This window comes from Microbacterium shimangi (assembly GCF_043556445.1).
Classification (GTDB): Bacteria; Actinomycetota; Actinomycetes; order Actinomycetales; family Microbacteriaceae; genus Microbacterium.
Window position 1 is genome coordinate 42,420 of record NZ_JBIGII010000002.1, and the last position, 25,612, is coordinate 68,031.

The 25,612-nt window shown below is 69.1% G+C and carries 25 protein-coding genes and 1 tRNA gene; 5 read left to right on the top strand and 21 right to left on the bottom strand.

Features of this window, described 5'->3' with window-relative positions:
• Positions 1–55: 55 nt before the first annotated feature.
• The 8 genes from ACFXQA_RS00695 to prmC form a co-directional block, all read right to left on the bottom strand.
• Positions 56–847, bottom strand: a complete 792-nt coding sequence (locus tag ACFXQA_RS00695; RefSeq protein ID WP_394517865.1) for a F0F1 ATP synthase subunit delta — start codon at positions 845–847, stop codon at positions 56–58.
• Positions 847–1,431, bottom strand: coding sequence for a F0F1 ATP synthase subunit B (locus tag ACFXQA_RS00700; RefSeq protein ID WP_394517866.1), 585 nt, complete (start codon positions 1,429–1,431; stop codon positions 847–849). The genes ACFXQA_RS00695 and ACFXQA_RS00700 overlap by 1 nt, the downstream gene beginning before the upstream one ends.
• Positions 1,432–1,466: 35 nt before the next feature.
• The gene (gene atpE / locus ACFXQA_RS00705; RefSeq protein WP_394517867.1) at positions 1,467–1,706 is read right to left on the bottom strand and encodes a F0F1 ATP synthase subunit C; all 240 of its coding nucleotides are present in this window, start codon (positions 1,704–1,706) and stop codon (positions 1,467–1,469) included.
• Positions 1,707–1,749: 43 nt separating this feature from the next.
• Positions 1,750–2,526: a F0F1 ATP synthase subunit A gene (gene atpB / locus ACFXQA_RS00710; protein ID WP_394517868.1), complete on the bottom strand. Its 777-nt coding sequence runs from the start codon at positions 2,524–2,526 to the stop codon at positions 1,750–1,752.
• A 185-nt stretch (positions 2,527–2,711) separates the two neighbouring features.
• Positions 2,712–3,170: a Cg1360 family ATP-synthase-associated protein gene (locus ACFXQA_RS00715; protein ID WP_394517869.1), complete on the bottom strand. Its 459-nt coding sequence runs from the start codon at positions 3,168–3,170 to the stop codon at positions 2,712–2,714.
• Entirely contained in the window at positions 3,167–4,321 is a 1,155-nt protein-coding gene (locus ACFXQA_RS00720) for an MraY family glycosyltransferase (protein WP_394517870.1), read from the bottom strand. The genes ACFXQA_RS00715 and ACFXQA_RS00720 overlap by 4 nt, the downstream gene beginning before the upstream one ends.
• The gene (locus tag ACFXQA_RS00725; protein ID WP_394517871.1) at positions 4,318–5,082 is read right to left on the bottom strand and encodes an L-threonylcarbamoyladenylate synthase; all 765 of its coding nucleotides are present in this window, start codon (positions 5,080–5,082) and stop codon (positions 4,318–4,320) included. The genes ACFXQA_RS00720 and ACFXQA_RS00725 overlap by 4 nt, the downstream gene beginning before the upstream one ends.
• A gap of 47 nt (positions 5,083–5,129) precedes the next feature.
• Positions 5,130–6,029: a peptide chain release factor N(5)-glutamine methyltransferase gene (gene prmC / locus ACFXQA_RS00730; RefSeq protein ID WP_394517872.1), complete on the bottom strand. Its 900-nt coding sequence runs from the start codon at positions 6,027–6,029 to the stop codon at positions 5,130–5,132.
• A gap of 113 nt (positions 6,030–6,142) precedes the next feature.
• Between prmC and cysK the strand changes: the two genes are divergently transcribed.
• From cysK to ACFXQA_RS00745, 3 genes are read left to right on the top strand one after another with little or no spacing between them, the layout of a single operon-like run.
• The gene (gene cysK, locus ACFXQA_RS00735) at positions 6,143–7,081 is read left to right on the top strand and encodes a cysteine synthase A (RefSeq protein ID WP_394517873.1); all 939 of its coding nucleotides are present in this window, start codon (positions 6,143–6,145) and stop codon (positions 7,079–7,081) included.
• 2 nt (positions 7,082–7,083) lie between these two features.
• A complete protein-coding gene (gene epsC, locus ACFXQA_RS00740; protein WP_394517874.1) occupies positions 7,084–7,653 on the top strand; it encodes a serine O-acetyltransferase EpsC in 570 nt (189 codons plus the stop codon).
• A gap of 53 nt (positions 7,654–7,706) precedes the next feature.
• Entirely contained in the window at positions 7,707–9,101 is a 1,395-nt protein-coding gene (locus ACFXQA_RS00745; protein WP_394517875.1) for an amidase, read from the top strand.
• A 179-nt stretch (positions 9,102–9,280) separates the two neighbouring features.
• Here ACFXQA_RS00745 and prfA read toward each other — a convergent pair whose 3' ends face one another.
• The 12 genes from prfA to ACFXQA_RS00805 all read right to left on the bottom strand — a co-directional run bounded on the left by prfA (position 9,281) and on the right by ACFXQA_RS00805 (position 24,644).
• Positions 9,281–10,360 (bottom strand): peptide chain release factor 1, encoded by a 1,080-nt coding sequence (gene prfA, locus ACFXQA_RS00750; RefSeq protein WP_394518061.1) that lies wholly within the window; start codon positions 10,358–10,360, stop codon positions 9,281–9,283.
• A gap of 18 nt (positions 10,361–10,378) precedes the next feature.
• Positions 10,379–12,598, bottom strand: a complete 2,220-nt coding sequence (gene rho / locus ACFXQA_RS00755) for a transcription termination factor Rho (protein WP_394517876.1) — start codon at positions 12,596–12,598, stop codon at positions 10,379–10,381.
• 155 nt (positions 12,599–12,753) lie between these two features.
• Positions 12,754–13,719, bottom strand: a complete 966-nt coding sequence (thrB, locus tag ACFXQA_RS00760) for a homoserine kinase (protein WP_394518062.1) — start codon at positions 13,717–13,719, stop codon at positions 12,754–12,756.
• An 86-nt stretch (positions 13,720–13,805) separates the two neighbouring features.
• On the bottom strand, positions 13,806–14,891 hold the full coding sequence (gene thrC, locus ACFXQA_RS00765; RefSeq protein WP_394517877.1) for a threonine synthase: 1,086 nt from the start codon (positions 14,889–14,891) through the stop codon (positions 13,806–13,808).
• A gap of 1 nt (position 14,892) precedes the next feature.
• Positions 14,893–16,257: a homoserine dehydrogenase gene (locus ACFXQA_RS00770; protein WP_394517878.1), complete on the bottom strand. Its 1,365-nt coding sequence runs from the start codon at positions 16,255–16,257 to the stop codon at positions 14,893–14,895.
• Positions 16,254–17,681, bottom strand: coding sequence for a diaminopimelate decarboxylase (lysA, locus tag ACFXQA_RS00775; protein ID WP_394517879.1), 1,428 nt, complete (start codon positions 17,679–17,681; stop codon positions 16,254–16,256). Before lysA ends, ACFXQA_RS00770 begins: the two co-directional genes overlap by 4 nt.
• A gap of 119 nt (positions 17,682–17,800) precedes the next feature.
• Positions 17,801–18,625, bottom strand: a complete 825-nt coding sequence (locus tag ACFXQA_RS00780) for an LmeA family phospholipid-binding protein (RefSeq protein WP_394517880.1) — start codon at positions 18,623–18,625, stop codon at positions 17,801–17,803.
• Between the two features lie 76 nt (positions 18,626–18,701).
• Complete coding sequence (locus ACFXQA_RS00785) at positions 18,702–19,499, bottom strand: LmeA family phospholipid-binding protein (RefSeq protein WP_394517881.1); 798 nt, start codon at positions 19,497–19,499, stop codon at positions 18,702–18,704.
• 4 nt (positions 19,500–19,503) lie between these two features.
• Positions 19,504–21,183, bottom strand: a complete 1,680-nt coding sequence (locus tag ACFXQA_RS00790; RefSeq protein WP_394517882.1) for an arginine--tRNA ligase — start codon at positions 21,181–21,183, stop codon at positions 19,504–19,506.
• 292 nt (positions 21,184–21,475) lie between these two features.
• Positions 21,476–22,825 carry an HNH endonuclease gene (locus ACFXQA_RS00795; RefSeq protein ID WP_394517883.1) on the bottom strand — a complete coding sequence of 450 codons (1,350 nt, stop codon included), beginning with the start codon at positions 22,823–22,825 and terminating at the stop codon, positions 21,476–21,478.
• 189 nt (positions 22,826–23,014) lie between these two features.
• Positions 23,015–23,818 carry a transglutaminase-like domain-containing protein gene (locus ACFXQA_RS00800; RefSeq protein WP_394517884.1) on the bottom strand — a complete coding sequence of 268 codons (804 nt, stop codon included), beginning with the start codon at positions 23,816–23,818 and terminating at the stop codon, positions 23,015–23,017.
• Between the two features lie 55 nt (positions 23,819–23,873).
• Positions 23,874–24,644, bottom strand: coding sequence for a hypothetical protein (locus ACFXQA_RS00805; protein WP_394517885.1), 771 nt, complete (start codon positions 24,642–24,644; stop codon positions 23,874–23,876).
• 68 nt (positions 24,645–24,712) lie between these two features.
• On the opposite strand from ACFXQA_RS00805, the gene ACFXQA_RS00810 reads away from it, so the two are divergent.
• Positions 24,713–24,958: a DUF2188 domain-containing protein gene (locus ACFXQA_RS00810; RefSeq protein ID WP_394517886.1), complete on the top strand. Its 246-nt coding sequence runs from the start codon at positions 24,713–24,715 to the stop codon at positions 24,956–24,958.
• A gap of 64 nt (positions 24,959–25,022) precedes the next feature.
• Positions 25,023–25,098 (top strand) — tRNA-Arg (locus tag ACFXQA_RS00815).
• 291 nt (positions 25,099–25,389) lie between these two features.
• Here the strand turns inward: ACFXQA_RS00815 and ACFXQA_RS00820 are convergent.
• The gene (locus ACFXQA_RS00820) at positions 25,390–25,551 is read right to left on the bottom strand and encodes a hypothetical protein (RefSeq protein ID WP_394517887.1); all 162 of its coding nucleotides are present in this window, start codon (positions 25,549–25,551) and stop codon (positions 25,390–25,392) included.
• Positions 25,552–25,612 lie beyond the last annotated feature (61 nt).

Here is a 25,612-nt window from a genome sequence, read left to right on the forward strand (position 1 = left end):
CTTCGTTTGTGGGGCCGCAGCCCCCAGATCCCCGCCCGTTCGGACGGTACGTCTTCTAACCTGCGAGCCGCTGCCGCAGATCGGCGAGTCGGGTGGAGATGCTTGCGTCGATGACATCGTCGGCGATCTGCACGCGCAGTCCGCCCAACACGGTGGGGTCGATACGGGTGTTCAGTGCGACCTCGGTGCCGTAGCGCGCGGCCAGAGCGGCGCGAAGCCGCTCCACCTGCGCATCGCTCAGCGGCGTGGCCGAGACGACCGTGGCGACCGCGCGACCGCGCTGTTCTGCGACGAGCCGCATGGCCCACTGCAGAAGCGTGCGAACGCGGCGATCGCGTGACTGCTGCACCAATGACGACGCGATGAGCGTCGAGGATGCGGCGGCACGCCCGTCGAGCAGCCGTGTGACGAGCTCGCCCTTGGCCGACTCGTCACCCATGCGGCTTCCGAGCGCGAGCTCGAGATCACCGTTCTCGGCGACGGCGCGCGAGAACCGGAAGAGGTCTCCCTCGACATCGGCCTCGGGCTGGGCGATCGCGGCGGCGCGCACCGCGGTCTCTTCGATCGCCTCGATGAGGTCGGCCGGTCGCGACCACCGCTGCTGCACGACCGCGCTGAGCAACCCGACGGACACCGGCGAGAGGACTGCACCGAACACATCGGTGACGACCTTCGCGCGCGCACCGGGCGCGGCAGCGGAGTCGGCGAGAGCGCTGCCCAGCTGCGACGAGCCACCGATGGCGCGGGCCGCGGCGAACAGGTCGCCGGCGACACCGAGGTCGACGCCCGTGGCGGCGTCGAGCGCCGCCGTGGTCGACGCCCGCGCGAGAGTGGTGGCACTACCCATCAGGACACCGGGCCCTGTGCGGAACCGGCGGACTGCTGCAGCTCGGACTTCTCGAGGTCGGCCAGGAAGCGGTCGACCACCGACTGAGCCTTCTGGTCGTCGGTCAGCGATTCGCCGATGACGTTGCCGGCCAGGTCGATCGCGAGGGTTCCGACCTCGCTGCGCAGCGAGACGAGAGCGGTCTGACGCTCGGCCTCGATCTGCGTCTGCGCGGCCGCGGTGACGCGTGCGGCCTCGGATGTGGCGTTGTCGCGCGCCTCGGAGACGATCTTCTTACCGTCCTCGCGGGCGGCCTCGCGGATCTCACCGGCTTCTTTGCGCGCCGCAGCGAGCTGAGCGGTGTACTCCTCGAGAGCCGCTTCAGCCTGACGCTGTGCTTCGTCGGCCTTGGCGATGTTGCCCTCGATGGCTGCGCCTCGGGCGTCGAGCACCTTCGTCATGCGCGGGAGCGCATAGAAGACCACGACGAGGATGATGATGGCGAAGCAGACGGCCGACCAGATGATGTCGTAGATCGCCGGAAAAAGCGGGTTGCCGCTTTCCCCGCCCTCTTCGGCAGCGAATGTGACAAGAGCGTTCAGCATCCTGCCTCCTTATTCGGTAAGAGTCGCGTCGAGGATCAAAGCGCGTTGAAGATGAAGGGCGTTGCGATGCCGATGAGGGCAAGGATCTCGATGAGACCGATACCGATGAACATCGTGACCTGCAGGCGGCCGGCGAGTTCGGGCTGGCGAGCGGTCGACTCGATCGTCTTACCGATCATGATGCCGAGGCCGATGGCCGGACCGATGGCCGCGAGGCCGTAACCCACGGTCGCGATGTTTCCCTCGAGCTCCGCGAGAACCGTCGTTGCGTCCACTGGTGTTTTCCTTTCGTTGGGCGAACAGCCGATCGGCTGTTCGTCAGTGCTCTTCCGCGACCGCGAGCTGGATGTACACCGCGGTGAGGATCGTGAAGATATAGGCCTGGAGGGCAGCGACGAAGATCTCGAAGATCGTGAACGCGAAGCCCATGGCGAGCGTTCCCGCCGCGAGCGGCGTGAACCAGTTGAAGCTGAACAGGAAGAATTGAGTCGCGGCGAAGAACAGCACGAGCATCAGGTGCCCGACCATCATGTTCGCCAGGAGTCGGAGGAAGAGCGAGAACGGCCGGGCGATGAACACCGAGATCAGCTCGATCAGAGCGATCAGCGGCACGATCAAGACCGGTACGCCGCTGGGGATCAGCGAACTCTTCAAGAACCGCCCGACTCCGTGCTTCTTGATGCCGGCGTAGATGAAGACGACGTACGCGATCAGTGCCACGACGAGCGGTGCGCCCGCTACCGAGGTACCAGCGATGTTCAAGAACGGGATGACGCCCGTGAGGTTCAGCGCGAGAATGCCGAAGAAGAGGGCGGTGAGGATCGGCAGAAAGCGCCGACCGTCTTTCTCGCCGAGCACCTGGTAGGCGATCTGCTCGCGGATGAATCCGAATCCGAGCTCGACGACGCTCTGGAAACGGCCGGGCACCACTCGCAGCTTGCGAGTGCCGAGCACCAGGATGAGCACGAGCACCGCCGTGGCGAGCAACTGCACCAGGGTGATTCGGGTGATGGCGAACGGCGTGCCTTCGAGCAGCAGCGCCGGCGGGAAGAAATCGCCGATAGAAGGCGGGTGGAACTCGTTGTCAGCCGCCATGGCGATCATCGTCGCTTGAGTCAACGGATTGGCTCCAGCTTCTCGTGCCAGCCTGAACCAGCTCGGTAAGAGTGAGAAGAATCATTCACGGGGCCTCAGCGTCGCCGCTGCACACCAGCCGTGTGGGTTTTATCAGCCTATCAAAGGTCGGGCCCTCGCCCGACACGTCCGGCCAAACAGGCGGGTCAATCTTCCGGGTTGGTCTGGGGAAGGGCGATGTCCGAGACTCCGGGCAGACGCATGCGCGACAGCACCACGAAGTCGACCACGAGCGAGGCGATCGCCGCCGCCACGAGTGAGAAGTAGAAGACCGGCGACACGATCCATTCCACCCTCGAGAGCACCAGGAGCGCGACGATCACGAGGACGAACTTGAGCACCCAGCCGCCCATCACGACGCCGAAGAAGATCGGAATATAGTTCGGCGTGCCGAACCAACGGTTGCCCACGAGGATGCTGACGGCCGTGAGAGCCGGGAAGACCACACCCACGAGCGCCCCGATCACTCCGCTCCACAGTCCGTCGGCGCCGCCCACCGCGAACCCGACGATGGCGGCGAGCACGATGACAGCACCACCGATGATCCCTCCCCATCGGAGGGCGGTGCGGAGCACGGGGGTGCTGGAGACGGGATTGGGGCTCATGCGGGCTCCTCGAGGGGGCGGCGGCGCGGTCTGCGCCGTGAAGGGATCAAGGTGATGACGAGGCAGGCGGCGACACCCACGGCGCCGAAGACGACGCCGGCGAGGTAGTCACCCGGCCAGCTCATCTGGGTGCCGACGTACATCAGGAGCACGGCGATGCTGACCACCGCGGTCCACGCGTAGAAGATCAGGACGGCCTCGCGGTCGCTGTGCCCCATGTCGAGCATGCGGTGGTGCAGATGCTTGCGATCCGGCGAGAACGGCGACTTTCCGGCCCGCAGCCGCCGAATGACGGCGAGCCCGAAGTCGAGCAGGGGCAGCAGCACGACCACGATGGGCAGCAGGATCGGGATGAACGCACCGAGAAGCTGCGACCGGCCGAGCTGCTCGGGGTCGAGGACGGCGGGATCGAGCTGGCCCGTGATCGCGATGGCGGAGCTCGCCATGAGGAGCCCCAGCATGAGGGCACCGGAGTCACCCATGAAGAGCTTCGCCGGGCCCCAGTTGAGCGGGAGGAACCCGAGGCACGCCCCCACCAGCACGGCCGCGATGAACGACGCCAGGTTGAAGTACGTGGTGTTGCCGGTGTCGCGGACGAGCATGTAGGTGTAGGCGAAGAACACGCCGTTGGCGATGAGGCAGACCCCCGCCACGAGGCCGTCGAGGCCGTCGATGAAGTTCACCGCGTTCATGACGATCACGATCGCGAAGATGCTGAGGCCGAAGCTGACCCAGCTCGACCCGATCGAGAGTCCGCCGATGGGGAGCGAGAGGATCTGCAGCTGGCCGTACCAGGCGATGATTCCCGCCGCCAAGAACTGCGCGCCGAGCTTGATCATCCAGTCGAGATCCCACAGGTCGTCGGCGGCGCCGACGAGCACGATCAGGAGAGTCGCCAGCAGCAGCGCGAGCACCGGCCAGGGATTGACCCAGAACACCGAGAAGAACGGATGCTGGCTCGACACCGCGAAGGCGGCCACCACCCCCAGGAACATGGCGATACCGCCGAGCCTCGGGGTCGGGTTCTTGTGGACGTCGCGTTCGCGGATCGCCGGGTAGAGCTTGTACTTCAGGCCGATCCGCCACACCGCGATCGAGAGGACGAACGTCACGACCGCGGTGAACAGTGCGACGAGCAGGTACTGCGTCACGCCGAGCCGCCGGGCGCGGCATCCGCCTGATCGTCTTCGGCGACAGCATCCGCCTCGTCTGTAGCGGAATCGGCTGCCTCATCGCCCGGGAGAGGCGGATCGGGCTCGAGCAGATCGCCGAGCACCTCGCGCAGCTGCTCGCGCGAGACGGCGCCCTCGCGGAGCACCCGTACGAGCGGCTCGGTGCCACCCACCAGGCTCGTCGCATCGATGATGGTCGACGCGATCCCGGTCTCGGATGCCCCTCCGTCGAGGTAGACCTCGACGGAGGTGTTGAGCATGTCGCGGGCCTGGTCGATGCTGACGGCAGCGGGCTGACCGGTCAGGTTCGCACTCGACACGGCGAGGGGCCCGCACTCCTCGAGAAGCTCGAGGGTGAGGGTGTGGGCGGGCATCCGCACGGCCACCGTGCCGCGGGTGTCTCCGAGATCCCACGAGAGGGAGGGTTGCGACGGCAGCACGATCGTCAATCCGCCGGGCCAGAACTCCGCAACGAGACGTTCGACGGGCTCGGGGATCTCGGCGACGAGCGCCCGGAGGGTCTTCACCCCGGCGACGAGGACGGGCGGTGGCTGTTCGCGACCGCGGCCCTTCGCTTCGAGCAGCCGCGCGACAGCGGCGGCGTCGAAGGCATTCGCCGCGATGCCGTACACCGTGTCGGTGGGCAGGACGATGAGCTCGCCTCGGCCGATGGCCTGCCGAGCGTGACGCATGCCGGAGAGCAACTGCGCCTCGTCACGGGTGTCATAAACGGGTGACATGTCTCCCACAGTCTACGGGTCGAACCTTTGCAGACCGTGAGCGCGCGCTAGGCCGGACGCAGTGCGGTCGTCGCGCGGTCGCGCATCGTCAGATCGGGGTGGGTCGCGGCGGCCTGCCACCCGTCGGCGGTCAAGATGTCGCGGATCGCCTCGCCCTGCCACTCGCCGTGCTCGATCACAATGAAGCCGCCGGGGTGCGCGAGCCGGAGTCCGACACGACTGAGCGTGCGGATGACGTCGAGTCCATCGGCCCCGCCGTAGAGGGCGGCCGGAGGATCGTAGAGTCGCACCTCGGGGTCGCGCGGGATCGCCGCATCCGGAACATACGGGGGGTTGGAGACGACCACCGAAACCGTGCCGTCGAGGTCGGTGAACGCGCGCTCCAGGTCGATGAACGCCAGGCGCAGGTTCTCGGCGCCGATGCGGGCGGCGTTCTCTTTCGTCCACACGAACGCCTCGACGGAGTTCTCGGCAGCGAAGACCCGCGCGTGCGGCACCTCGGTCGCGAGCGACAGGGCGATCGCCCCGCTGCCCGTGCCCAGGTCGACGGCGATCGGAGAAGCGGATGCTGCGGCGCGGAGCGCGTCGATCGCCAACTGGGCGACCATCTCGGTCTCGGGACGCGGCACGAACACTCCCGGTCCCACGGCGAGCTCGAGGTGGCGGAAAGGTGCGAAACCGGTGAGGTGCTGCAACGGAACGCGGGCGCACCGCCGTTCGACCAGGTCTTCGAACTCGGCAACGGCCGCCGCCGGAACGCGGTCGCCACGGATCGATGCCCCCTGCACCGCACCGCGGCTCGTGCCCAGAACGTGGGCGGCGAGCAGCTCGGCATCGACGGCGGGGTCGAGCACCCCCGCGCGGCCGAGGCGGGCGACCGCCGATCGGACGAGGTCGGCGAGGGGCACGTCGGCGGGCGACGTGAGCGGGGGGACGAGCTCGGGCATGGCGGCACAAGCCTAAGCGCGCGGCAGGCAGGGCGGCGCCGTCATATTGACCCCGCGCGCAGCCTGCTCGCCTAGGCTGGCCGCATCCGCGTATCGACGGCGAAAGGCGAGCCATGCCCGGCATCCACCCCGACATCACCACCGCGTTCGGTGAAACTCCGCTGGTGCGGCTCAACCGCGTCGCCGAGGGCGTCGACGCGAACATCCTCGCGAAACTCGAGTTCTACAACCCCGCCGGGAGCGTCAAAGACCGCCTCGGCATCGCGATCGTCGACGCGGCCGAAGCATCCGGCGAGCTTCAGCCCGGCGGGACGATCGTCGAATCGACCAGCGGCAACACCGGCATCGCTCTCGCGATGGTGGGCGCGGCACGCGGGTACAAGGTGATCCTGACGATGCCCGCCTCGATGTCGAAGGAGCGCCGGGTACTTCTGAAGGCTTTCGGCGCCGAGGTCATCCTCACCGACCCGACGAAGGGCATGACGTACGCGGTCGACGAGGCCAAGCGCATCGTCGCGGAGACGCCCGGCGCGGTATGGGCACGGCAGTTCGAGAACGAGGCCAACCCCGAGGTGCACCGCAAGACCACGGCCGAAGAGATCCTCCGTGACACCGAGGGCAAGGTCGACTACTTCGTCGCCGGCATCGGCACGGGCGGCACCATCACCGGAGTCGGACAGGTGCTCAAAGAGCGCGTCCCCGGCGTGAAGATCGTCGCCGTCGAGCCGTCGGACTCCCCCATCCTGACGAAGGGCCACCCCGGCCCGCACAAGATCCAGGGCATCGGCCCGAACTTCGTGCCCGCGATCCTCGACCGCGACATCATCGACGAGGTGATCGACGTCGAGTTCGACGATGCGATCCGTCTCGCCCGCGACACCGCGACCAAAGACGGCATCCTCGTCGGGATGTCGAGCGGCGCGGCCATCTGGGCGGCGCTCGAGATCGCGAAGCGCCCCGAGGCAGCGGGCAAGAACATCGTCGTGATCATTCCGTCCTTCGGCGAGCGGTACCTCTCCACGGCGCTGTACGAGAACCTCCGCGAGGACTGAGGGTGGCGTTCTGGCGACGCATCCGCGAAGACATCGAGGCCGCGAAGCTGCGTGACCCGGCCGCGCGCGGGCCACTCGAGATCGCGCTCCTTTACCCCGGGCTGCACGCGATCTGGGCGCACCGCGTCTGGCATCGGCTGTGGGTGCGGGGGTTCCGCTTTCCGGCGAGGTTCGGATCGCAGGTCACGCGCTGGCTCACCGGCATCGAGATCCACCCCGGGGCGGTCATCGGCCGGAGGTTCTTCATCGATCACGGCATGGGCGTCGTCGTCGGCGAGACCGCGGAGGTGGGCGACGACGTGCTGCTCTACCACGGTGTCACGCTCGGCGGTCGCCAGCGTGAGGGCGGCAAGCGGCACCCGACCCTCGGAGACGGTGTCGCCGTCGGCGCCGGGGCGAAGATCCTCGGTCCCATCACCATCGGCGCCCGCACCGCCGTCGGAGCCAACGCCGTCGTGACCCGCGACGCGGCCGAAGACAGCGTGCTCGTGGGCGTGCCCGCGCGAGCGCGTGCGCGCCGCGCCGGCGAAGACACCCGCGCGCTCCTGACCGCGCCCGAGTACTCGATCTAGCCCGGCGGAGGTTCGCCCGCACCGCATCACGTCGGCGCACGTACGCTCGGGGGGTGACCGAGTTGCACGAGCTGACGGCCGTCGAGCTGGCGGGGGCGCTGCGCCGAGGTGAGATCGCCCCGGCCGCCGCCGCCGCCCATTTCCTCGCACGCGTCGAGAACCACGACGCGCTCGGCGCGTTCGCCGAAGTCACCCCCGACGCGGCTTTCGAGCGGGCGGATGCTGTCGCCCTCTCCCCCGACCGCGGATTCCTGTACGGAGTGCCACTCGCCGACAAGGACCTCGTCGCCCGTGCGGGCGTGCCCACACGGTATGGCTCGGTCGCTCGGCGGGAGAACGTGCCGACAGCATCCGACCCTCTCGCGATCGCCCTCGACGGCGCCGGCGCCGTGAATCTCGGCAAGACCTCGACGAGCGAGTTCGGTCTCACCGGGTACACCGAGCCGCGCACCGGGCACCCCGCACGCGACCCGTGGAACCCGGTGAACGGCGCCGGCGGCTCGAGCGGCGGTGCGGCCGTGGCGGTCGCCGCCGGGCTGTTGCCGTTCGCGGTGGCCTCGGACGGGGGCGGGTCGATCCGTATTCCCGCCGCAACCGTCGGGGTCGTGGGCCTCAAGCCCTCGCGCGGGCGCGTGCCGATCGGGTCGGGCTTCGACTCCCCCGACGGCCTGGCCGTGACGGGTCCGATCGCACGCTCCGTCGCAGACGCGGCCTTCCTGCTCGACGCGCTCGTCGGGCTGGCGCCCTTCCGGTACGCGACGGGCGCGCGCGGCGCGGGCCCTTTTCTCGCTGCGGCGACAACCGCGCCGCAGCGCTCGCGCATCGGTGTGACGACGGTCTCGCCCTGGGACGACAGCGAGAACATCCGGGTCGGCGCCGATGCCGTCGCCGCGGTCGACGCGGCCGTCGAGGCGCTCTCGGAGCTTCACGACATCGACGATGCGCGGTGGCGGCCGACCGGATACGCAGAGCTCTTCCGCGTTCTCTGGCGGGCGAGCGCGGCGCGGATCCCGCTGACCGACGCCGAGCTCGACATCGTCGAGCCACTCACCGCCTGGCTCGTGCGCCAGGGGCGCGGGCTCGCAGCACCCGATCTTCTCGGGGCCCTCACCGCTGCGCGCGTGTTCGAACGTCAGACGATCGGCGCGTTCGAACCCTTCGACGCCGTGCTCATGCCCGCCCTCGCGCTGCCCCCGCAACGCGTCGGATGGTACGACGGGCTCGATCCCGAGCGCACGTTCGCCCGCCAGGTGGAGTACGCGCCCTTCAGCAGCTTCGTCAACGTCGCCGGGCTGCCCGCCCTCACGGTGCCGTTCACGCGCGACGCGAGCGGCCACCCCGTCTCGGTGCAGCTCGTCGGGCGCCCCGGTGGCGAGGCAATGATCCTGGCGCTCGGCGCCCAACTCGAGGCCGCCCGAGGCCCGCTGCCGCACCCGCCGAATTGGTGACCGCGGGCAGCGCGCCGACGCGCTCTGCCCGCGCCGCATTCGCACTAACTCAGGCTGGAAGGCCGCCCTCCGTCGCCGGAACCGCAGAAACTCGCGGCTCGGGCGAGGTCAGCGCGCATCCAGCCTGAGTTCGTGCAGGGTCGGCCGGAGTGAAGACCCGGGAGAGGGCGCGGGGCGGATCAGTCGTCGCCGGCGAGGGCCGCCAGCTGCGCTTCTTCGTCGGTCGCGATCGCCGATTCGATGATCGGGGCGAGCGCGCCGTCCATCACACGGTCGAGGTCGTACGACTTGTATCCGGTGCGGTGGTCGGCGATGCGGTTCTCGGGAAAGTTGTAGGTGCGGATGCGTTCGGAGCGGTCCATGCCGCGGATCTGAGACTTGCGGGCATCGGAGGCTGCGGCGTCGCGCTCCTCCTGCTGCTTCGCGAGGAGCCGGGCGCGGAGGACGCGCATGCCGGCCTCGCGGTTCTGCAGCTGCGATTTCTCGTTCTGCATCGACACGACGATCCCTGTCGGCACGTGCGTGATGCGCACGGCCGAGTCTGTCGTGTTCACCGACTGCCCACCCGGACCCGAAGACCGGAAGACATCGATCTTGAGGTCGCTGGGGTTGATCGCAACCTCGTCGGGCTCGTCGACCTCGGGGAAGACGAGCACGCCGGTCGTCGACGTGTGGATGCGGCCCTGCGACTCGGTAGCCGGCACCCGCTGCACGCGGTGCACGCCGCCCTCGTACTTGAGACTCGCCCAGACGCCCTGCGCGGGGTCGTTCGATGATCCCTTGATGGCGACCTGCACGTCTTTGTAGCCGCCCAGATCGGATTCGTTACGTTCGAGGAGTTCGGTCTTCCAGCCACGGGATGCTGCGTATTGCAGGTACATCCGCAGCAGGTCGGCCGCGAACAGCGCGCTCTCGGCGCCGCCCTCGCCCTGCTTGATCTCCATGATCACGTCGCGCGCGTCGTCGGGATCGCGCGGGATCAACAGGCGCCGCAACCGTTCCTGGGTTGCGACGACCTGCTCGTCGAGAGCCGGCACCTCTTCGGCGAACGCCTCGTCTTCTTTCGCGAGCTCGCGGGCGGCGACGAGATCGTCGGTCGCCTGCGTCCACGCCTCGTAGGCGTGGACGATGCGGTTCAGCTCGGCATACCGACGATTGACGCGCTTGGCGCGTCGCGCATCAGCGTGGACGGCGGGGTCGTTCAGTTCGAGCTCGACCGCTTTGTGCTCTTCGAGCAGCCCGCGGACGGACTCGAACATTCCCGAGTCAGACACGACTCAGCGAATGCTGTTGTCGTGCCCGCTGCCACCGTGCGTGGGGGCCGGCATCGACTTCTGCATCTGCACGAGGAACTCGACGTTGGACTGCGTCTCTTTCAGCTTGCCGAGCACGACCTCGAGGGCCTGCTGCGTGTCGAGGCCCGCGAGGGCGCGACGCAGCTTCCACGTGATCTTGACCTCGTCGGCCGAGAGCAGCATCTCTTCGCGGCGGGTGCTCGACGCGTTGACGTCGACGGCCGGGAAGATGCGCTTGTCGGCGAGCTGGCGGCTGAGGCGCAGTTCGCTGTTGCCAGTGCCCTTGAACTCCTCGAAGATCACGTCGTCCATCTTCGAACCGGTCTCGACGAGTGCCGTCGCGAGGATCGTGAGCGATCCACCGTTCTCGATGTTGCGCGCGGCGCCGAAGAAGCGCTTGGGCGGGTACAGGGCCGACGCGTCGACGCCACCGGTGAGCACGCGACCGGAGGTCGGCGCCGTGATGTTGTAGGCGCGGCCCAGACGGGTGATCGAGTCGAGGAGCACGACGACATCGCGACCGAGCTCGACGAGTCGCTTCGCGCGCTCGATGGCGAGCTCGGCGACGGTCGTGTGGTCTTCTGCGGGGCGGTCGAACGTCGAGGCGATGACCTCGCCCTTGACCGTCCGCTGCATGTCGGTGACCTCTTCGGGGCGCTCGTCGACGAGGACGACCATGAGGTGCACCTCGGGGTTGTTCTGCGCGATCGCGTTGGCGATCTGCTGGAGCACGATCGTCTTGCCGGCCTTCGGCGGCGCGACGATGAGGCCGCGCTGGCCCTTGCCGATCGGGGCGACGAGGTCGATGATCCGCTGGGTCAGCTTCTCGGGAGCCGTCTCGAGCCGCAGGCGATCCTGCGGGTAGAGCGGGGTGAGGTCGCCGAACTCGACGCGGGTCGCGGCGTCTTCGACCGACAGGCCGTTGATCGCGTCGACCTTGACCAGAGCGTTGTACTTCTGGCGGCCCGACTGCTCGCCCTCGCGGGGCTGCTTGATCGCACCGACGACGGCGTCGCCCTTGCGGAGGTTGTACTTCTTGACCTGGCCGAGCGAGACGTAGACGTCGCTCGTACCGGGGAGGTAACCGGTCGTGCGGACGAAGGCGTAGTTGTCGAGCACGTCGAGGATGCCCGCGATCGGGATGAGGACGTCGTCCTCGCCGATCTCGGTGTCGAACTCGTCGCCGCCCGTGGGCTGGCCGCGGCGCTTGTTGCGCTGACGGTTGCGTCCGTTGGCCTGGTCGTTGTCGGACTCGACGGCGGCCTGCGGCTCGGGCTTCTCGGGCGCGTTCTGCGCGTTGGCGTTCTGCGCGTTGCCGTTCTGCGCGTTGCCGTTGCGACCGTTGCCGTTGTTCTGGCCGTTGCCGTTCGCGTTCTGGCCGTTGCCCTTGTTCTGGGCGTTGGCGTTGTTGTTCTGCGCGTTGCCGCCGTTGCCGTTGCCACCGTTGTCGGCGTCGCTGTTCTGGGCGTTGCCGCCGCTGCGGCTGCGGTTACGGCTGCGTCCGCGACCGCGTCCGCGCGGCGCGGAGTCTTCGGCGCCGTCGTTGGTCGAGTCGGTGGATCCTTCCGACGCCGAAGCGTCGGCGGGGGCTTCTTCGGTGGTCGCCTCGGAGGAGGCGGATGCTTCGGGGGCCGTCGGCGCGTCGACCTCGGCGGCCTGCTCGGCAGCGGGTGCGTCGGCAACGGGTGCGTCGGCAACGGGTGCGTCGGCAACGGGCTCGGCGGGCGCGGGCGTCTCGACGGCGACATCAGCGACGGGCGTCTCAGCGGACGGGGTCGGCTCGGCGGCCGCGGGCGTCTCGGCGACGACATCGGCGGCGGGCGCAGCCTCGGCCGGCGCGGCGTCGACGGGGGCGGCCTCGGGAGCCGGCACCTCTGCCGGGGCCTCGACGGCGGCTTCGGGCTTCGGGTCGGCGCTCTTCGCTCGGCGAGGGGCGCGCTTGCGCGGCACCTTCACGGGCGGGGCCTCGACGGGCGCTTCGGCAGGAGCCTCGGCGGCGGGTGATTCCGCGACCGGTGCTTCAGCGGCAGCCAGTTGGTCGGCGACGGCCTGCGCGTCGGCGTCGGGCACCGGCGGCGCCCCGACGACCGGGGTCTCGGGCGACTCCGCGGCTGCTGCCGTGGTGTCGGGGGTGGTGTCGGCGGCGGCGTTCGAGTCTTCGGACGGCGCGTCGGCAGTATGGATCTCGGAGATGGACTCCACGAGTGCTCCCTTGTAAACGAATGGTCAGACCGCAGTCGACACCGATACGACAGGCATCGCCACTCACCGCTGTTCGTCAGGCGCTGAGGCGCTTTTCGTGTTGCGGGTGCGTGCGGTAGTTCGCAGAATTGCGACCGGGGCCAGATTCACGTGGGTTACGTGGTACCCCCGGCATTGCCCCTCACTGTACCACCCTTGACGTCGACGGCGAGCATGAGGGCGTTCCACGGGGTGTCGACGAGCGAGGTCGCGAGATCCGCCGCTTCGAGGCGTCGTCCGGGGCCGTCGGCGAGCACGAGCACGCTGGGTCCGGCTCCCGAAACGACCGCCGCGAACCCCGCGGCGCGGAGCGCCCTCACGAGCTTGTCGGTCTCGGGCATGGCCTGCGCACGGTAGTTCTGGTGCAGCTTGTCTTCGGTCGCGGCGAGCAGCAGCTCGGGGCTCTGCGTCATGGCGGCGATCAGGAGCGCGGCACGCGAAAGGTTGAAGACCGCGTCTTCGTACGACACCTGCTGCGGCTGCAGACTGCGCGCGACACTCGTCGACATCGTGAACTCGGGAACGAGCACGAGCGGCGAGACGCCGCGGTGCACGATCAGTTGTTTGTGCTGCGGCGACCCCGCATCCATCCACGCGATCGTCAGCCCGCCGAAAAGGGCGGGCGCCACGTTGTCGGGATGCCCCTCCAGCTCGGTGGCGAGGCGGAGCAACTGCTCATCGCTGAGATCGACGTCGCCGGCGAGCAGCCCTTTGGCCGCGAGGAGACCGGAGACCACCGCCGCTCCGGAGGACCCCATACCCCGCCCGTGCGGGATCACGTTGACGGCTTCGAGCCGCACCCCCGGGAGGGTGCGCCCCACGGCTGCGAACGCGTGCGCCATCGATCGCACGACGAGATGCGACGCGTCGAGGGGGACGGATGCCGCGCCCTCCCCCGACACCACGATCTCGATGGCATCGGAGTCGAGCTCGGTCACGACGAGTTCGTCGTACACGCTCAGGGCGAGCCCCAGGGTGTCGAAGCCGGGTCCGAGGTTCGCGCTCGTCGCGGGCACCCGGACGGTGACCGATCGCCCCTTGGCCCCACGCGCGGACCCTTCGACGAGCTCAGGGACCGCCAGCCGGTCGTCAGGGACCGCCAGCGGGTTGCGAGGGGCAGCAAGCCGGTCGCCGGGGACCGGTTCCGCCCCCGGAGAGGCGGGGTGGGTCACGCCGAGGCCTCGGCGACGAGCCCGAGCACCGAGGCGACCTCGGAGGTGGCAGCATCCACCACGGTCGGCTCGACCTGAGAACCGTCTGCGGCGCGGAGAGCCCACTGGGGGTCTTTCAGCCCGTGCCCGGTGACGGTCAGCACCACGCGCGAACCCGCCGGGATGACCCCGGCCTCGGCGCGCTCGAGGAGGCCCGCGACGCTGATGGCGGAGGCGGGCTCGACGAAGATGCCGACCTCGCCCGAGAGGATCTTCTGCGCGGCGAGGATGCGCTCGTCGTCGATGGCGCCGAAGTAGCCGTCGGTCGCTTCGCGCGCCTGGAGGGCGAGATCCCATGACGCCGGGTTGCCGATGCGGATCGCGCTGGCGATGGTGTCGGGGTTCTTGACGACCGCGCCGAGGACGAGGGGGGCCGAGCCTGCGGCCTGGAACCCGAACATACGGGGAACCCGGTTCGCGACGCCCCGATCGGCCTCTTCGCGGTACCCCCGGGAGTAGGCGGTGTAGTTTCCGGCGTTGCCGACCGGGATGAAGTGGAAGTCGGGCGCGTCGCCCAACACCTCGACGACCTCGTAGGCCGCGGTCTTCTGACCCTCGATGCGGTCGGGGTTCACCGAGTTCACCAGGTGCACCGGGTAGTGCTCGGCGAGCTCGCGCGCGATCTCGAGGCAGTCGTCGAAATTGCCGCGCACCTGGATGAGTCGACCGTTGTGAGCGACCGCCTGGCTGAGCTTGCCCATGGCGATCTTGCCCTCGGGAACGAGCACCGCGGCGGTGATGCCGGCGTGCGCGGCGTAGGCCGCGGCCGAGGCCGACGTGTTGCCGGTGGAGGCGCAGATGACGGCCTTCGCACCGTGCTCGACCGCGCGCGAGAGCGCGACCGTCATGCCGCGGTCTTTGAACGAACCGGTCGGGTTCATGCCCTCGAACTTGACCCACACGTCGGCGCCGGTGCGGCGAGACAGGGCGGGAGCGGGGATGAGCGGTGTGCCGCCCTCGCCCAGGGTCACGACGGTCGAGGCATCGGTGACACCCAGTCGGTCGGCGTATTCGCGCATCACTCCGCGCCAGAGGTGTGCCATGTCAGTCTCCTTCTACCCGCAGTACCGATACGACCCGGTCGACGACGCCGGTGGCGGCGAGTCGATCGACGGTCTCGCTGAGGTCTTCCTCGCGTGCTTTGTGTGTGCCGATGACCAGACGGGCCTTCGGGTGATCTTCGGGGTCAGAGTCTGCCCCCGAGGTGGTGAGAGGGTCGGCGACGCCCGTGCCGACGGGGATCACGGTCTGCTCGACGGTCGCGATCGAGACGTGGCCCTCGTTCAGGATGCCGGCGATCGTGGCCAGGACGCCGGGCTGGTCGTCGACCTCGAGCGTGATCTGGTAGCGCGTGATGACGCGGCCGATCGGTGCGACCGGCAGGTTCGCGCGGGTGGATTCGGCGACCCCGACGCCGCCGGCGACGTGGCGGCGGGCGGCCGAGACGACGTCGCCGAGCACGGCGGATGCTGTCTGCACTCCCCCGGCTCCGGCGCCGTAGAACATGAGGTTTCCGGCGGCCTCTGCCTGCACGAACACCGCGTTGTTGGCGCCGTGGACGCTCGCGAGCGGGTGCGAACGGTCGATGAGCGCGGGGTACACGCGCACCGAGATCGACTCGCTGGTGTCGCCGTGCCCGGGCAGCCGCTCGCAGACGGCGAGGAGCTTGATGACGTACCCCGCGTGGCGAGCCGCGTCGATCATCGAGCTGTCGATGTTCGTGATGCCCTCACGGTGCACGGCCTCGAGCGGCACGGCGGTATGGAACGCCAGGCTGGCCAGGATCGCGGCCTTCTGCGCCGCGTCGTAGCCCTCGACGTCTGCCGTGGGGTCGGCTTCGGCGTATCCGAGTGCCTGCGCCTGCGCCAGAACGTCGTCGAAGTCGGCGCCCTCGGCATCCATCCGATCCAGGATGTAGTTCGTCGTGCCGTTGACGATGCCCATGATGCGCTGCACGCGGTCGCCGGCGAGCGAGTCGCGGAGCGGGCGGATGATCGGGATCGCGCCTGCGGCGGCGGCCTCGTAATAGACCTGCGCACCGACCTGATCGGCGGCGTCGAAGATCTCGGGGCCGTGCGTCGCGAGGAGCGCCTTGTTCGCCGTGACGACATCGGCGCCCGAGTTGATCGCCTGCAGTACGTAGGCGCGCGCCGGGTCGATGCCGCCGAGGAGTTCGATGACGATGTCGGCTCCGACGATGAGCTGTTCGGCGTCGGTCGTGAACAGCTCGCGGGGCAGGTCGACATCGCGCTTCGCATCGACGTCGCGGACGGCGATGCCGGCGAGCTCGAGCGTCGCACCGGCGCGGTCGGCGAGCTCGTCGCCGTGACGCAGCAGCAGCGAGGCCACCTGCGACCCGACGGACCCGGCGCCCAGCAGGGCGACTCTCAGTCGGCGGTAGTCGGTCATGCGATCCCTTCGATCGATGCATCTTCTGCGACGAGAACTCCGACGTCGCGGGAGAGCAGGTCGGCGACGCTCTCGCGCCGCACGATGACCCTGGCCGCTCCGTCGCGCACGGCGACGACCGCGGGCCGCGGGGTGTAGTTGTAGTTGTTCGAGAGTGAGAAGCAGTAGGCGCCCGTCGCGGGCACCGCGAGCAGGTCACCGGCTGCGACGTCGCCCGGCAGGTACTCGGCATCGACGACGATGTCGCCCGACTCGCAATGATGCCCGACGACCCGGCTCAGTGCGGGTGCCGCGTCACTCGTGCGTGAGGCGAGTCGCGCGCTGTACTGCGCGCCGTAGAGGGCGGGGCGGGCGTTGTCGCTCATGCCGCCGTCGACGCTCACGTACACGCGCTCGAGATCGTCGCCGATGCGCACGGGCTTGACGGTGCCGACCTCGTAGAGCGTGACGCCGGCCTGACCGACGATGGCGCGGCCGGGCTCGAACGCGATGTCGGGAATCGGGATGCTGCGCGCCGCGCACTCTGCCGCCACCGCGTCGACGATGCCCGCGGCGATCTCTTCGAGGGGGCGCGGATCGTCGTTCGAGGTGTAGGCGATGCCGAATCCGCCGCCGACGTTCAGGAGGGGGATCTCTCCCCCGGCCAGCAGTTCGGCGTGCAGCTCGACCAACCGGGCGGCGGAGGCGCGGAATCCGGAAGCGTCGAAGATCTGGGAGCCGATGTGGGCGTGGAGCCCGATGAAGCGGAGTCCGGCGACCTCGCGGATGCGGGCGACGGCGGACGCAGCATCCGTCATCGAGAAACCGAACTTCTGGTCTTCGTGGGCCGTCGCGAGGAAGGCATGGGTCTCGGCGTGCACTCCCGTGCGCACGCGCACGAGCACGTTCTGCACGGCGCCCCTACGCTCGGTGATCGCCGCCAGACGCTCGATCTCGATCGGGCTGTCGACGATGATCGAACCGACACCCACCTCGACGGCGCGGTCGAGTTCTGCGGCCGACTTGTTGTTGCCGTGGAAGCCGATGCGTGCGGGATCGGCGCCCCCCGCGAGGGCGACCTCGAGTTCACCGCGGGTGCAGACGTCGACCGAGAGGTCTTCGCTCGTGACCCACCGGACGATCTCTGTGCTGAGGAACGCCTTGCCCGCGTAGTAGGTGCGGGCTTTCACACCGTGCGCGGCGGCAGCGGAGCCGAACGCGTCACGGGCGCGGCGGGCGTGGGCGCGTACCTCGTCTTCGTCGACGACGTAGAGGGGAGAACCGAAGGTCGCGACGAGTTCGGCGGCCGACACTCCCCCGAGTTCGAGCGTCCCGCCGTCGTCACGGCGGGCGGACGCCGGCCAGATGCGCGAAGAGAGTGCGTTCGCGTCGTGCGGGATGGACAACCACTCGGGAGCGAGCGGCGCGGCAGGCGAGGCGGACACGGAGGGACCAATCGACGGATGCGGCGGCGTCGGTCGCGCGACACGAATGCCGTGGGGTCGCCCCACGCCGCGGGTGCTTGAAGTCTAGGGCACGGGTGCGTGCCGCCCGGGCCGACGCGTCAGGCGCAGGTGCCGCGCTGCTGCAGCGCGGACTCGTCGAGCGACGTCGCCGAGATCTCGAACCGACCGACGAGCTCTTGCCCTTCCACCCGCATCGAGGTGAAGCGCATGACAGAGGGAAGGTCTTCGGCAATGCACAGCGCCTGCGGCTGCAGCTCTGCGCTGACCTCGTCGCCGTACTGGGCACGGATGGCCTCGGCGGTCATCTCGGTCTCGCCGACCCGCACCGAAGAGAGCGCGAGTGTCATCGCCCCCTTGGCGAACCCCGGTGTCATCGCAACCCCCACCGACGCACCCTCACCGAGGGCCGGAAGATCGACCGACAGCGTCACGTCGGCACCATCGAAGCCGAACGAGGAGCCCGCCGCCCCGGCACCCACGCTCATATAGGTGAGCTGGGCGGCGTTGAAACGCACCTCGCCGCGCCCCTCGGCGACCGGCGACTCGTCGGCGAGCGGAAAATCGAGCACCGTGACCGACACGTCGCCGGCGGAGCCCGCGATGTTCACATTCTCGGAAGAGATCGTGACCTCACTCAGCACCCCCACCGCCAGCTGGGGCAGGAGGAGCCCCGAGATGTCGACCTCGACGTGCTGGGTCGCGGGAAGCTCGGCCTCGGAGATGACGGCCTCTGCGATCGTGGATTGTGCGACCGAGCGCGCGATCCAGTCGGCGATCCCGAACAGGATCACGACGAAGGCGAGGATGACGGCGACGATCGCCACGACCCGCCCGGTGCGACGGGGTTCTCCCGCCGTGTGCTCGGCGTCTGGAACAGGAGCGACAGGGGTGAGCACCTCGGTGCGTTCGGATTCCAGGACCATTCACGCAGTGTGGCGGCATCGCCCGGGCGGGCAACCGTCCGGTCGGCGAACGGAAACGAATCGGGAGGTGAACAGATCAGCAGGTGCCGTCTTGCCGGAGGGTCGAGTCGACGATCACGGCGCCGTCGATGTCGAAGTCGGCGACGACCTCCGACCCCTCGACGGCGACCGAGGTGAGCGAGAGGGCGGCCGGCAGGTATTGCGCGATGCAGATGTCCCACGTGCGGAGCACCGTGTCGGCGATGACCCCGAACTGCGAGCGGAGGCCGTCGGCTCCGACCTGTGCACCGCCGACCGTGAAGCTCTCCGGTGTCAGGGTCAGGTCGCCCTCCGACGCCGCGGGGCGGAGCGCCACTCCGACGGGGATGCTGATGCCGAAAGCGCCCAACTCCGTCGAGAGGGCGACGTCGGGGGCGGCGATGCCGGCAGCATCCGCCGGAAAACCGTCGACGGTCGACAGCAGAGCCCGCAGCTGCGTCTCGTCGAGGCTCACGGTCGCTGATCCGGGGCCCGCCGCGGCATCCGCCCGGATCGGCATGTCGGTGATGTTGACGCGGACGTCGCCCGAGAGCTGGCCGAACGAGACGTCGTCGGACGCGACGGTGACGTCGTCGAGGGTGCCCGAGATGAGCTGCGGAATGACGATGCCGGTCACTTCGACGTCGACCGCCTGATCAGCGGGCAGGCCGAGCTGAGACACGATCAGCGTGCGGATGCCACCGGTCACCGCCCCGCGCGCGAGCCACTCGGCGCCGAACGCGGCAGACCCGACCAGCACCAGCACGATGACCAGCGTGACGATCCAGGGCCACAGGCGCCTCCGACGCCGCGGTTGCCCCACCGGTTCGAAGGGCAGCGTGTAGGCGTCGGTCATGCGGTCACATCCGTTCCGGAGCGCTCACACCGAGCAGGTCGAGGCCGTTGCGGAGCACCTGTCCGGTGGCGTCGTTCAGCCACAAGCGGGTGCGATGCACCGACCCGATGGGCTCGTCGCCGAGAGGGATTACCCGGCAGTTGTCGTACCAGCGGTGGTAGAGCCCGGCGAGCTCTTCGAGGTAGCGGGCGACGCGGTGGGGTTCGCGCACCTCCGCCGCGAACGCGACCACGCGGGGGAACTCCTGCAGCGCGCCGAGGAGGGCCGATTCGGTCTCGTGCGCCAGCAGCTCGGGGGCGAACTCCGAGCGGTCGACTCCGGATGCTGCGGCGTTGCGCGCGACGTTGTGCGTGCGCGCGTGGGCGTACTGCACGTAGAAGACAGGGTTGTCGTTCGTGCGCTTCTGGAGGATCTCAGGGTCGAGGGTCAACGGCGAGTCGGCCGGGTAACGCCCGAGGGAATAGCGGAGTGCGTCGGTGCCGAGCCATTCCTGCAGATCGTCGAGCTCGATGATGTTGCCCGCGCGCTTGCTGAGCTTCGCGCCGTTGATCGACACGAGCTGCCCGATGAGCACCTCGACGTTCTTCTCGGGGTCTTCGCCGGCCGCACCCGCCAGCGCCTTCAGACGGTGGACGTAACCGTGGTGGTCGGCGCCCAGCAGGTAGATCTTGTGCGCGAAGCCGCGGTCACCTTTGTTGAGGTAGTACGCAGCATCCGCCGCGAAGTAGGTGTATTCGCCATTCGAGCGGCGGATCACCCGGTCTTTGTCGTCGCCGAAGTCGGTGGTGCGCACCCAGACGGCGCCCTCCTCGTCGAAGACGTGGCCCTGCTCGCGCAGGCGGTCGACGGCCTCGTCGACGAGGCTCGGCTGGTCGTCGTGGCGGGCGTGCAGCACGCGCTCCGAGAACCAGACGTCGAAGTGCACGTTGAAGCGTTCGAGCGAGGCCTGGATCTCTCCGAGCTGCAGCGCATAAGCCAGCTCGGTGGTGAAGGCGACTTGTTCCTCGCGCGAGGCGTGGAGCACACCGCCCTTGACCCCGTCGAAGTCCGCGTCTCGGACGCGGGCGCCGAGGTCGTTGACGTACTCGCCCGGATACCCGTCTTCGGGAATGGGCTCGCCGAGCGCGGCCGCGAGCACCGAGCGACCGAAGCGCTCCATCTGCGCACCCGCGTCGTTGATGTAGAACTCGCGCACGAGCGTCGCGCCGCTGGCGAGGAGGAGGCGCGCGATCGAGTCGCCGAGCGCCGCCCACCGCGTGTGGCCGATGTGGAGCGGCCCGGTGGGGTTGGCGCTGACGAACTCGAGGTTGATCGAGTTGCCGCGCTGACTCTCGTTCGAGCCGAAGGCGGCGCCGGCCTCGACGATGGTCTTCGCGAGGGCGCCGGCGGCGGCCGCGTCGAGTCGAATGTTGATGAAGCCCGGCCCGGCGACCTCGACACTCGCGACGCCGTCGACGGCCTCGAGCCCGGCGGCGATCTCGGCCGCGAGTTCGCGGGGATTCGCGCCGATCTTCTTCGCCAGCTTCAGTGCGGCGTTGGAGGCCCAGTCGCCGTGGTCGCGGTTCTTCGGGCGCTCGAGCGGCAGGTCGGCGGCGGTGAGCCCCTCGGTCGATCCTTCGCGCCGCGCCTCGGCGAGAGGCGTCACGACGGCGAGCAGGGCGGCGGAGAGAAGGTCGGGATCCATAGCCTGTCCATTCTACGGTTGCGGTGTGTCCGGGCCCGGCCGGGGCGCTTGCCTGCTTGCTCGCTTTCCTCGGTCACTCGGCCACTCGCTCCGTCGCTCGGTCACTCGGTCACTCGGTCACTCGGTCACTCGGTCACTCTGTCACCCGGCCACTCGCTCCGTCGCTCGGTCGCTTTTCAAGCGTCCACCGTTGGCTCGTTCGCCAGCGTCGTCGCGCGAGCGCCACCCCCGGACGCTTCGACAAGGTCAGCGACTGGAACTCCGGGCTCGGGGTGCCGCCACACCACCCGCGTCAAGCGGCGAGGTCGAACCGGGCCTTGCCGCCGAGCCGCGGGGTTCGCGCCGGGTCGACCGACGCGGGCGGGGTGAACCACACCCGGGCATTCACCCCCTTTCCGTCGATCCGGATCTCCCATCCGTCGTCATGCACCCGATGATGACAAGACGTGCAGAGCAGCAGCGCGTTGTCGAGATCGGTCGGGCCGTGATGTCGCGACCACCACAGAATGTGGTGCACTTCGGTCATCGAGGGTGGCAGACCGCATCCGGAACACCCGCCGTCGCGCTCCGCGGCCGCCAGCTTCTGCGCCGGGGTGAACAGGCGTCTCGCCCTCCCCCAGTCGAGGATCTCGCTGGCCCCACCCAGCACGCACGGGATGACCTGCGCGTCCGCCGCCATTCGCCGCACCGTCGCGGCAGACACCGGCTGGTGGATTCCGTCGATCGTCGCCGAGCCGACCCCTTGTTCGATGGTGTCGAGGTTCACGCGCACGACGATCGTCGTGGTCACACCCGTCGGGATCTCTCCGCATCCCAAGGCGTGCCGGGCAACCTGCGCGAGGGCATCGGCCTGCATCTGCTTCACCGAGCGCGCATCTTCGACCACCGCACCGCCCGGGACGGCATTGTTGTCATCGCGTCGACGCAGCATCCCGGCGACGAGACCCTCGACGGCAGCCTTCACCGGCGCCGCCGTCTCAGGATCGAGCCGACCGTTGATCACGATCGCCCCCGAGCGCTCTTCGCGGAACGTCAGAGCCCGCTCCGCGTGGAGTTCGGCCTCACGGGCTTCCACGCCGTCGGGGTCGAGATCGGCCTCGGCACGCTGGATCAGCTTCTGCAATTGCTCGAGAGTGAGGCCGGCAGCCGCCTCGGCCAGCCGTCGCTCCATCTGAAGCAGGGCACCGGGGTGGGCGCGCAAGGCAACTCGATCGAGCATCGTGATGATCGCCGATGAGGCCGGGGTTCCGATCAGCCCCGCCGACACGGCCTTCGCCACGTGCGGATGTCTCGCCGGCTTCGCCTGACCCGTCAATGTCATGCGCGGCGCCGTCGCCTCGCCGACCGCCATGATTCTCGCGGCCTCGCCCACGCTGGTTCCCGTCGTCGCCGAGATCAACGTCGCCGGGTTTCGGAAACCCTGCTTCCTCGCGAGCGAATCCTTCCCGAGCTCCGGCCGCGACTGGCGGTTGATCTCGGCCGCTACAGGGAGATAGGCAGCATCCATTCGTCGCCGCAGGGTGCCGAACGCGGCGTTCACCGCGATCAACTCGGCAGAGCTGAGCGACTCGGGAGAACGACCGCCGAGTGCCCGGCGCACGGCGTCGAGCGCCTCTACCACAGCATCCAGCGATTCGTTCATAGTTTCGATAGTACGGAGGGGCTCCGACATTGCGAGTCCTGGCGGGGAGGGTGGGGAGAGCTCGCGAAAAGCCCCGGCTGGGGAGGAACCGCCGCGCGCCTCACGGACCGACTCCGTACCACCCCGCCGCGCACCTCACGGACCGGCTCCGCGCCGAACCGCCCGGGCCGGCTCGCGCCGCGCGAACGATCAGGCCAATTGCACCAGGGCCGTGTGATCGTCGGCGGCTGCGGGCGCAGCATCCGTCATCCACGCGTCGACCCGCAGGTGATCCAGCGTGAGGTTCGCGCCGTGATAGCTCAAGAAGGCGCAATCGGCGGCGTCACGGCCGGTCGCGATGCGCACGAGCGAGCGACGGTCGGAGAGGCGCGTGGCGTCGATGACGTACCAGGCCCCCTCGAAGTAGGCCTCCGCGACGGCGTGGAAATCCATGGGCTCGAGGCCCGGCGCGTAGCAGGCGGCATAGCGCGCGGGCATGTCCATCGCGCGCAGCAGCGCGATGACGACGTGCGCGTAGTCGCGGCAGACGCCCTGCCCCGTCATAAGCGTGGTGACAGCGCTGTCGGTGCCGAGGCTCAGGCCCGGCGTGTAGGCGACACTCGCCGCGACGAACTGCGAGACGGCGTCGATGAGCTCGAGGCCGACCAGCCCGCGAAACTGGCGCCGCGCTTGCGCGAACACCTCGTCGGACTGGCAGTAGCGGCTGGGGCGCAGGTAGGTGATGGTCTCGAGGTCGCTCGTGCGCGTCGTCGCTGCCGGGCCGGTGACGGTGGCGTCGTAGCGGACGATCAGCGGCCCGGCATCACCGGTGAAGCGGTGCAGGCGACTGCCCGTCTGGTCGACGATCTCGGTCGGCGTGTAGACCCGATCGCCCTGCGTGAAGGTGAGCCGCTCGCTCGTGACCGGCACGTTCGCGGCGGCGGTGATCTGGAAGATGAGGTCGGCGGATGCTGCGAGCTCGAGGTCGAGTTCGGCGGTCACGAGGCGCTGCACCGGGCAATCCTCGCACGCGGTTCGGGCGCGCTCGGCACGCGCCCGGAGGTCGGGATCAGTCGAGCACTTGGGTGGCGAAATCCTCGGTGTAGCCGAGCAGCAGAACGCGGTGGGTACGCAGGATGCTGCGGAGCTCGGCCCAGTACCGAGACGTCGGTGCGCCGTACAGCTCGACGAGGTCGGCGACCAGGGCGTCGACGTCCGACTCGGCCGGTGGCGCGGGCCGATCGAAACCGAGGAACGAGGCGCCGATGCCGAAGTGGCGGTACCCGTGGCGGGCCAGCCGACGCACGATCGCGTGGTTCTGGAAGGTGTTCCAGTCGGAGGTGAAGTAACCGTTGGGCATTCCGGCGATCACGAGGTCGTCTCGCGCCACGGGCACCCGCTGCACGATCACGGTGTCGTCGAGCACCTCGTCGAGATCGCGGTTGAGGTGCACGAGCGCTTCGACCTCTCGCGGGTCGAGCCCGCGGACGGCGCTGAGACTCGCCCACTCCGCCGCGAACTCCGGCCGGTCGAGCTGGGTGGAGATGAACTGCACGGTCGCCTCTTCGCGCTCGGCCACGGCCGTCGGGTCATCCCAGTCGATGTCGTCGAGCGGAGGGCTCAGGCGTTCGTCCTCCCCCGCGTGGCCGCTGGTGTAGGTGCACTGCGCCACGTCGTCGAGGGTGACGAGCACCCTCGCCGGTGCGAGCTCGGCGCGCAGATCGACGAGCAGCGCGAGCACCTCGTCGAGGCTCTCGACGTCTTCGACGAGCGCGATCGTGCTCGAATCGGGGCGCGGCCAGACGACGGCATCGGTGGGCTGGAATCGGGTCACTCGCATGCCTTCACTCTTGCAGGACCCTGTCAAGGCCGCTGAATCATCGCGCCGATCGGAGTTGACTCGCAGACATGGCTCAAGACGAAGTGCACACCCGTTCGAACCGTGGTCAGTGGGAGAACTACGTCGAGGGGCGCCCCGAGCTTTCGGCGAGCTTCTCGAGCAGAGAAGAGGCGATCGACCAGGGTCGGGCCCAGGCCGACGAACTCGGTACCCACCACACCGTTGACGACGCCGAGCCGACCGGCGCGATCACCGACGAACCCGACACGACCGAAGATGGCGAACCTGTCGAAGACTCGGATCCCGTGATCTGACGGATGCTGCAGCCCGGCCCCGCGACGAGTAGGCCGAGCGGCCGGTGGTATCGTCGTTCAGACCGCCTCCGTAGCTCAGGGGATAGAGCGTTGGTTTCCGGTACCAAAGGTCGCTGGTTCGATTCCAGTCGGGGGCACCACGGGTTGCACGCGGAACGGGTTTCGATTCGTACGCCGAACCGCTGCAACAAGAACGCCGCCTGATTGCAGGCGGCGTTTCTGTTTCGCGGTGCAGCCGATGGGCCCGGACCTGTGCGCAGAGGAGCGCGAGAACACGAACGGCTCGAAGATCGGCGCCGCAGCGGGTTGCTGGCCTGATGGCGCCGACCTTCGAGCCGGTGATGGAACTGTCGTGTCAGCACACGCCACCATCGGCGTCGCACCCAACCCTCCAGCGTGACGTGTCAGCTGCGCCCACGGGCGGATCGCCCTCAGGGGGACGGCCGGACGAGAGCGTTGAGGTCCGTGATGAACCGCGCGAAGCGTTGGTCCTCGACTGTGCCGAGGGGCTCATCGAACCACGCCTCCCAGATGTCGTTGATGTCAGCGGCGTTGATCTCTCCGCGATTGATCAGATGGCCGGCCATGGGCATGGCTTCGGGACCGTATTCATCGGCGGGGGCTCCGTCTTCAGAGCCAGGCTGGAGTGCGTAG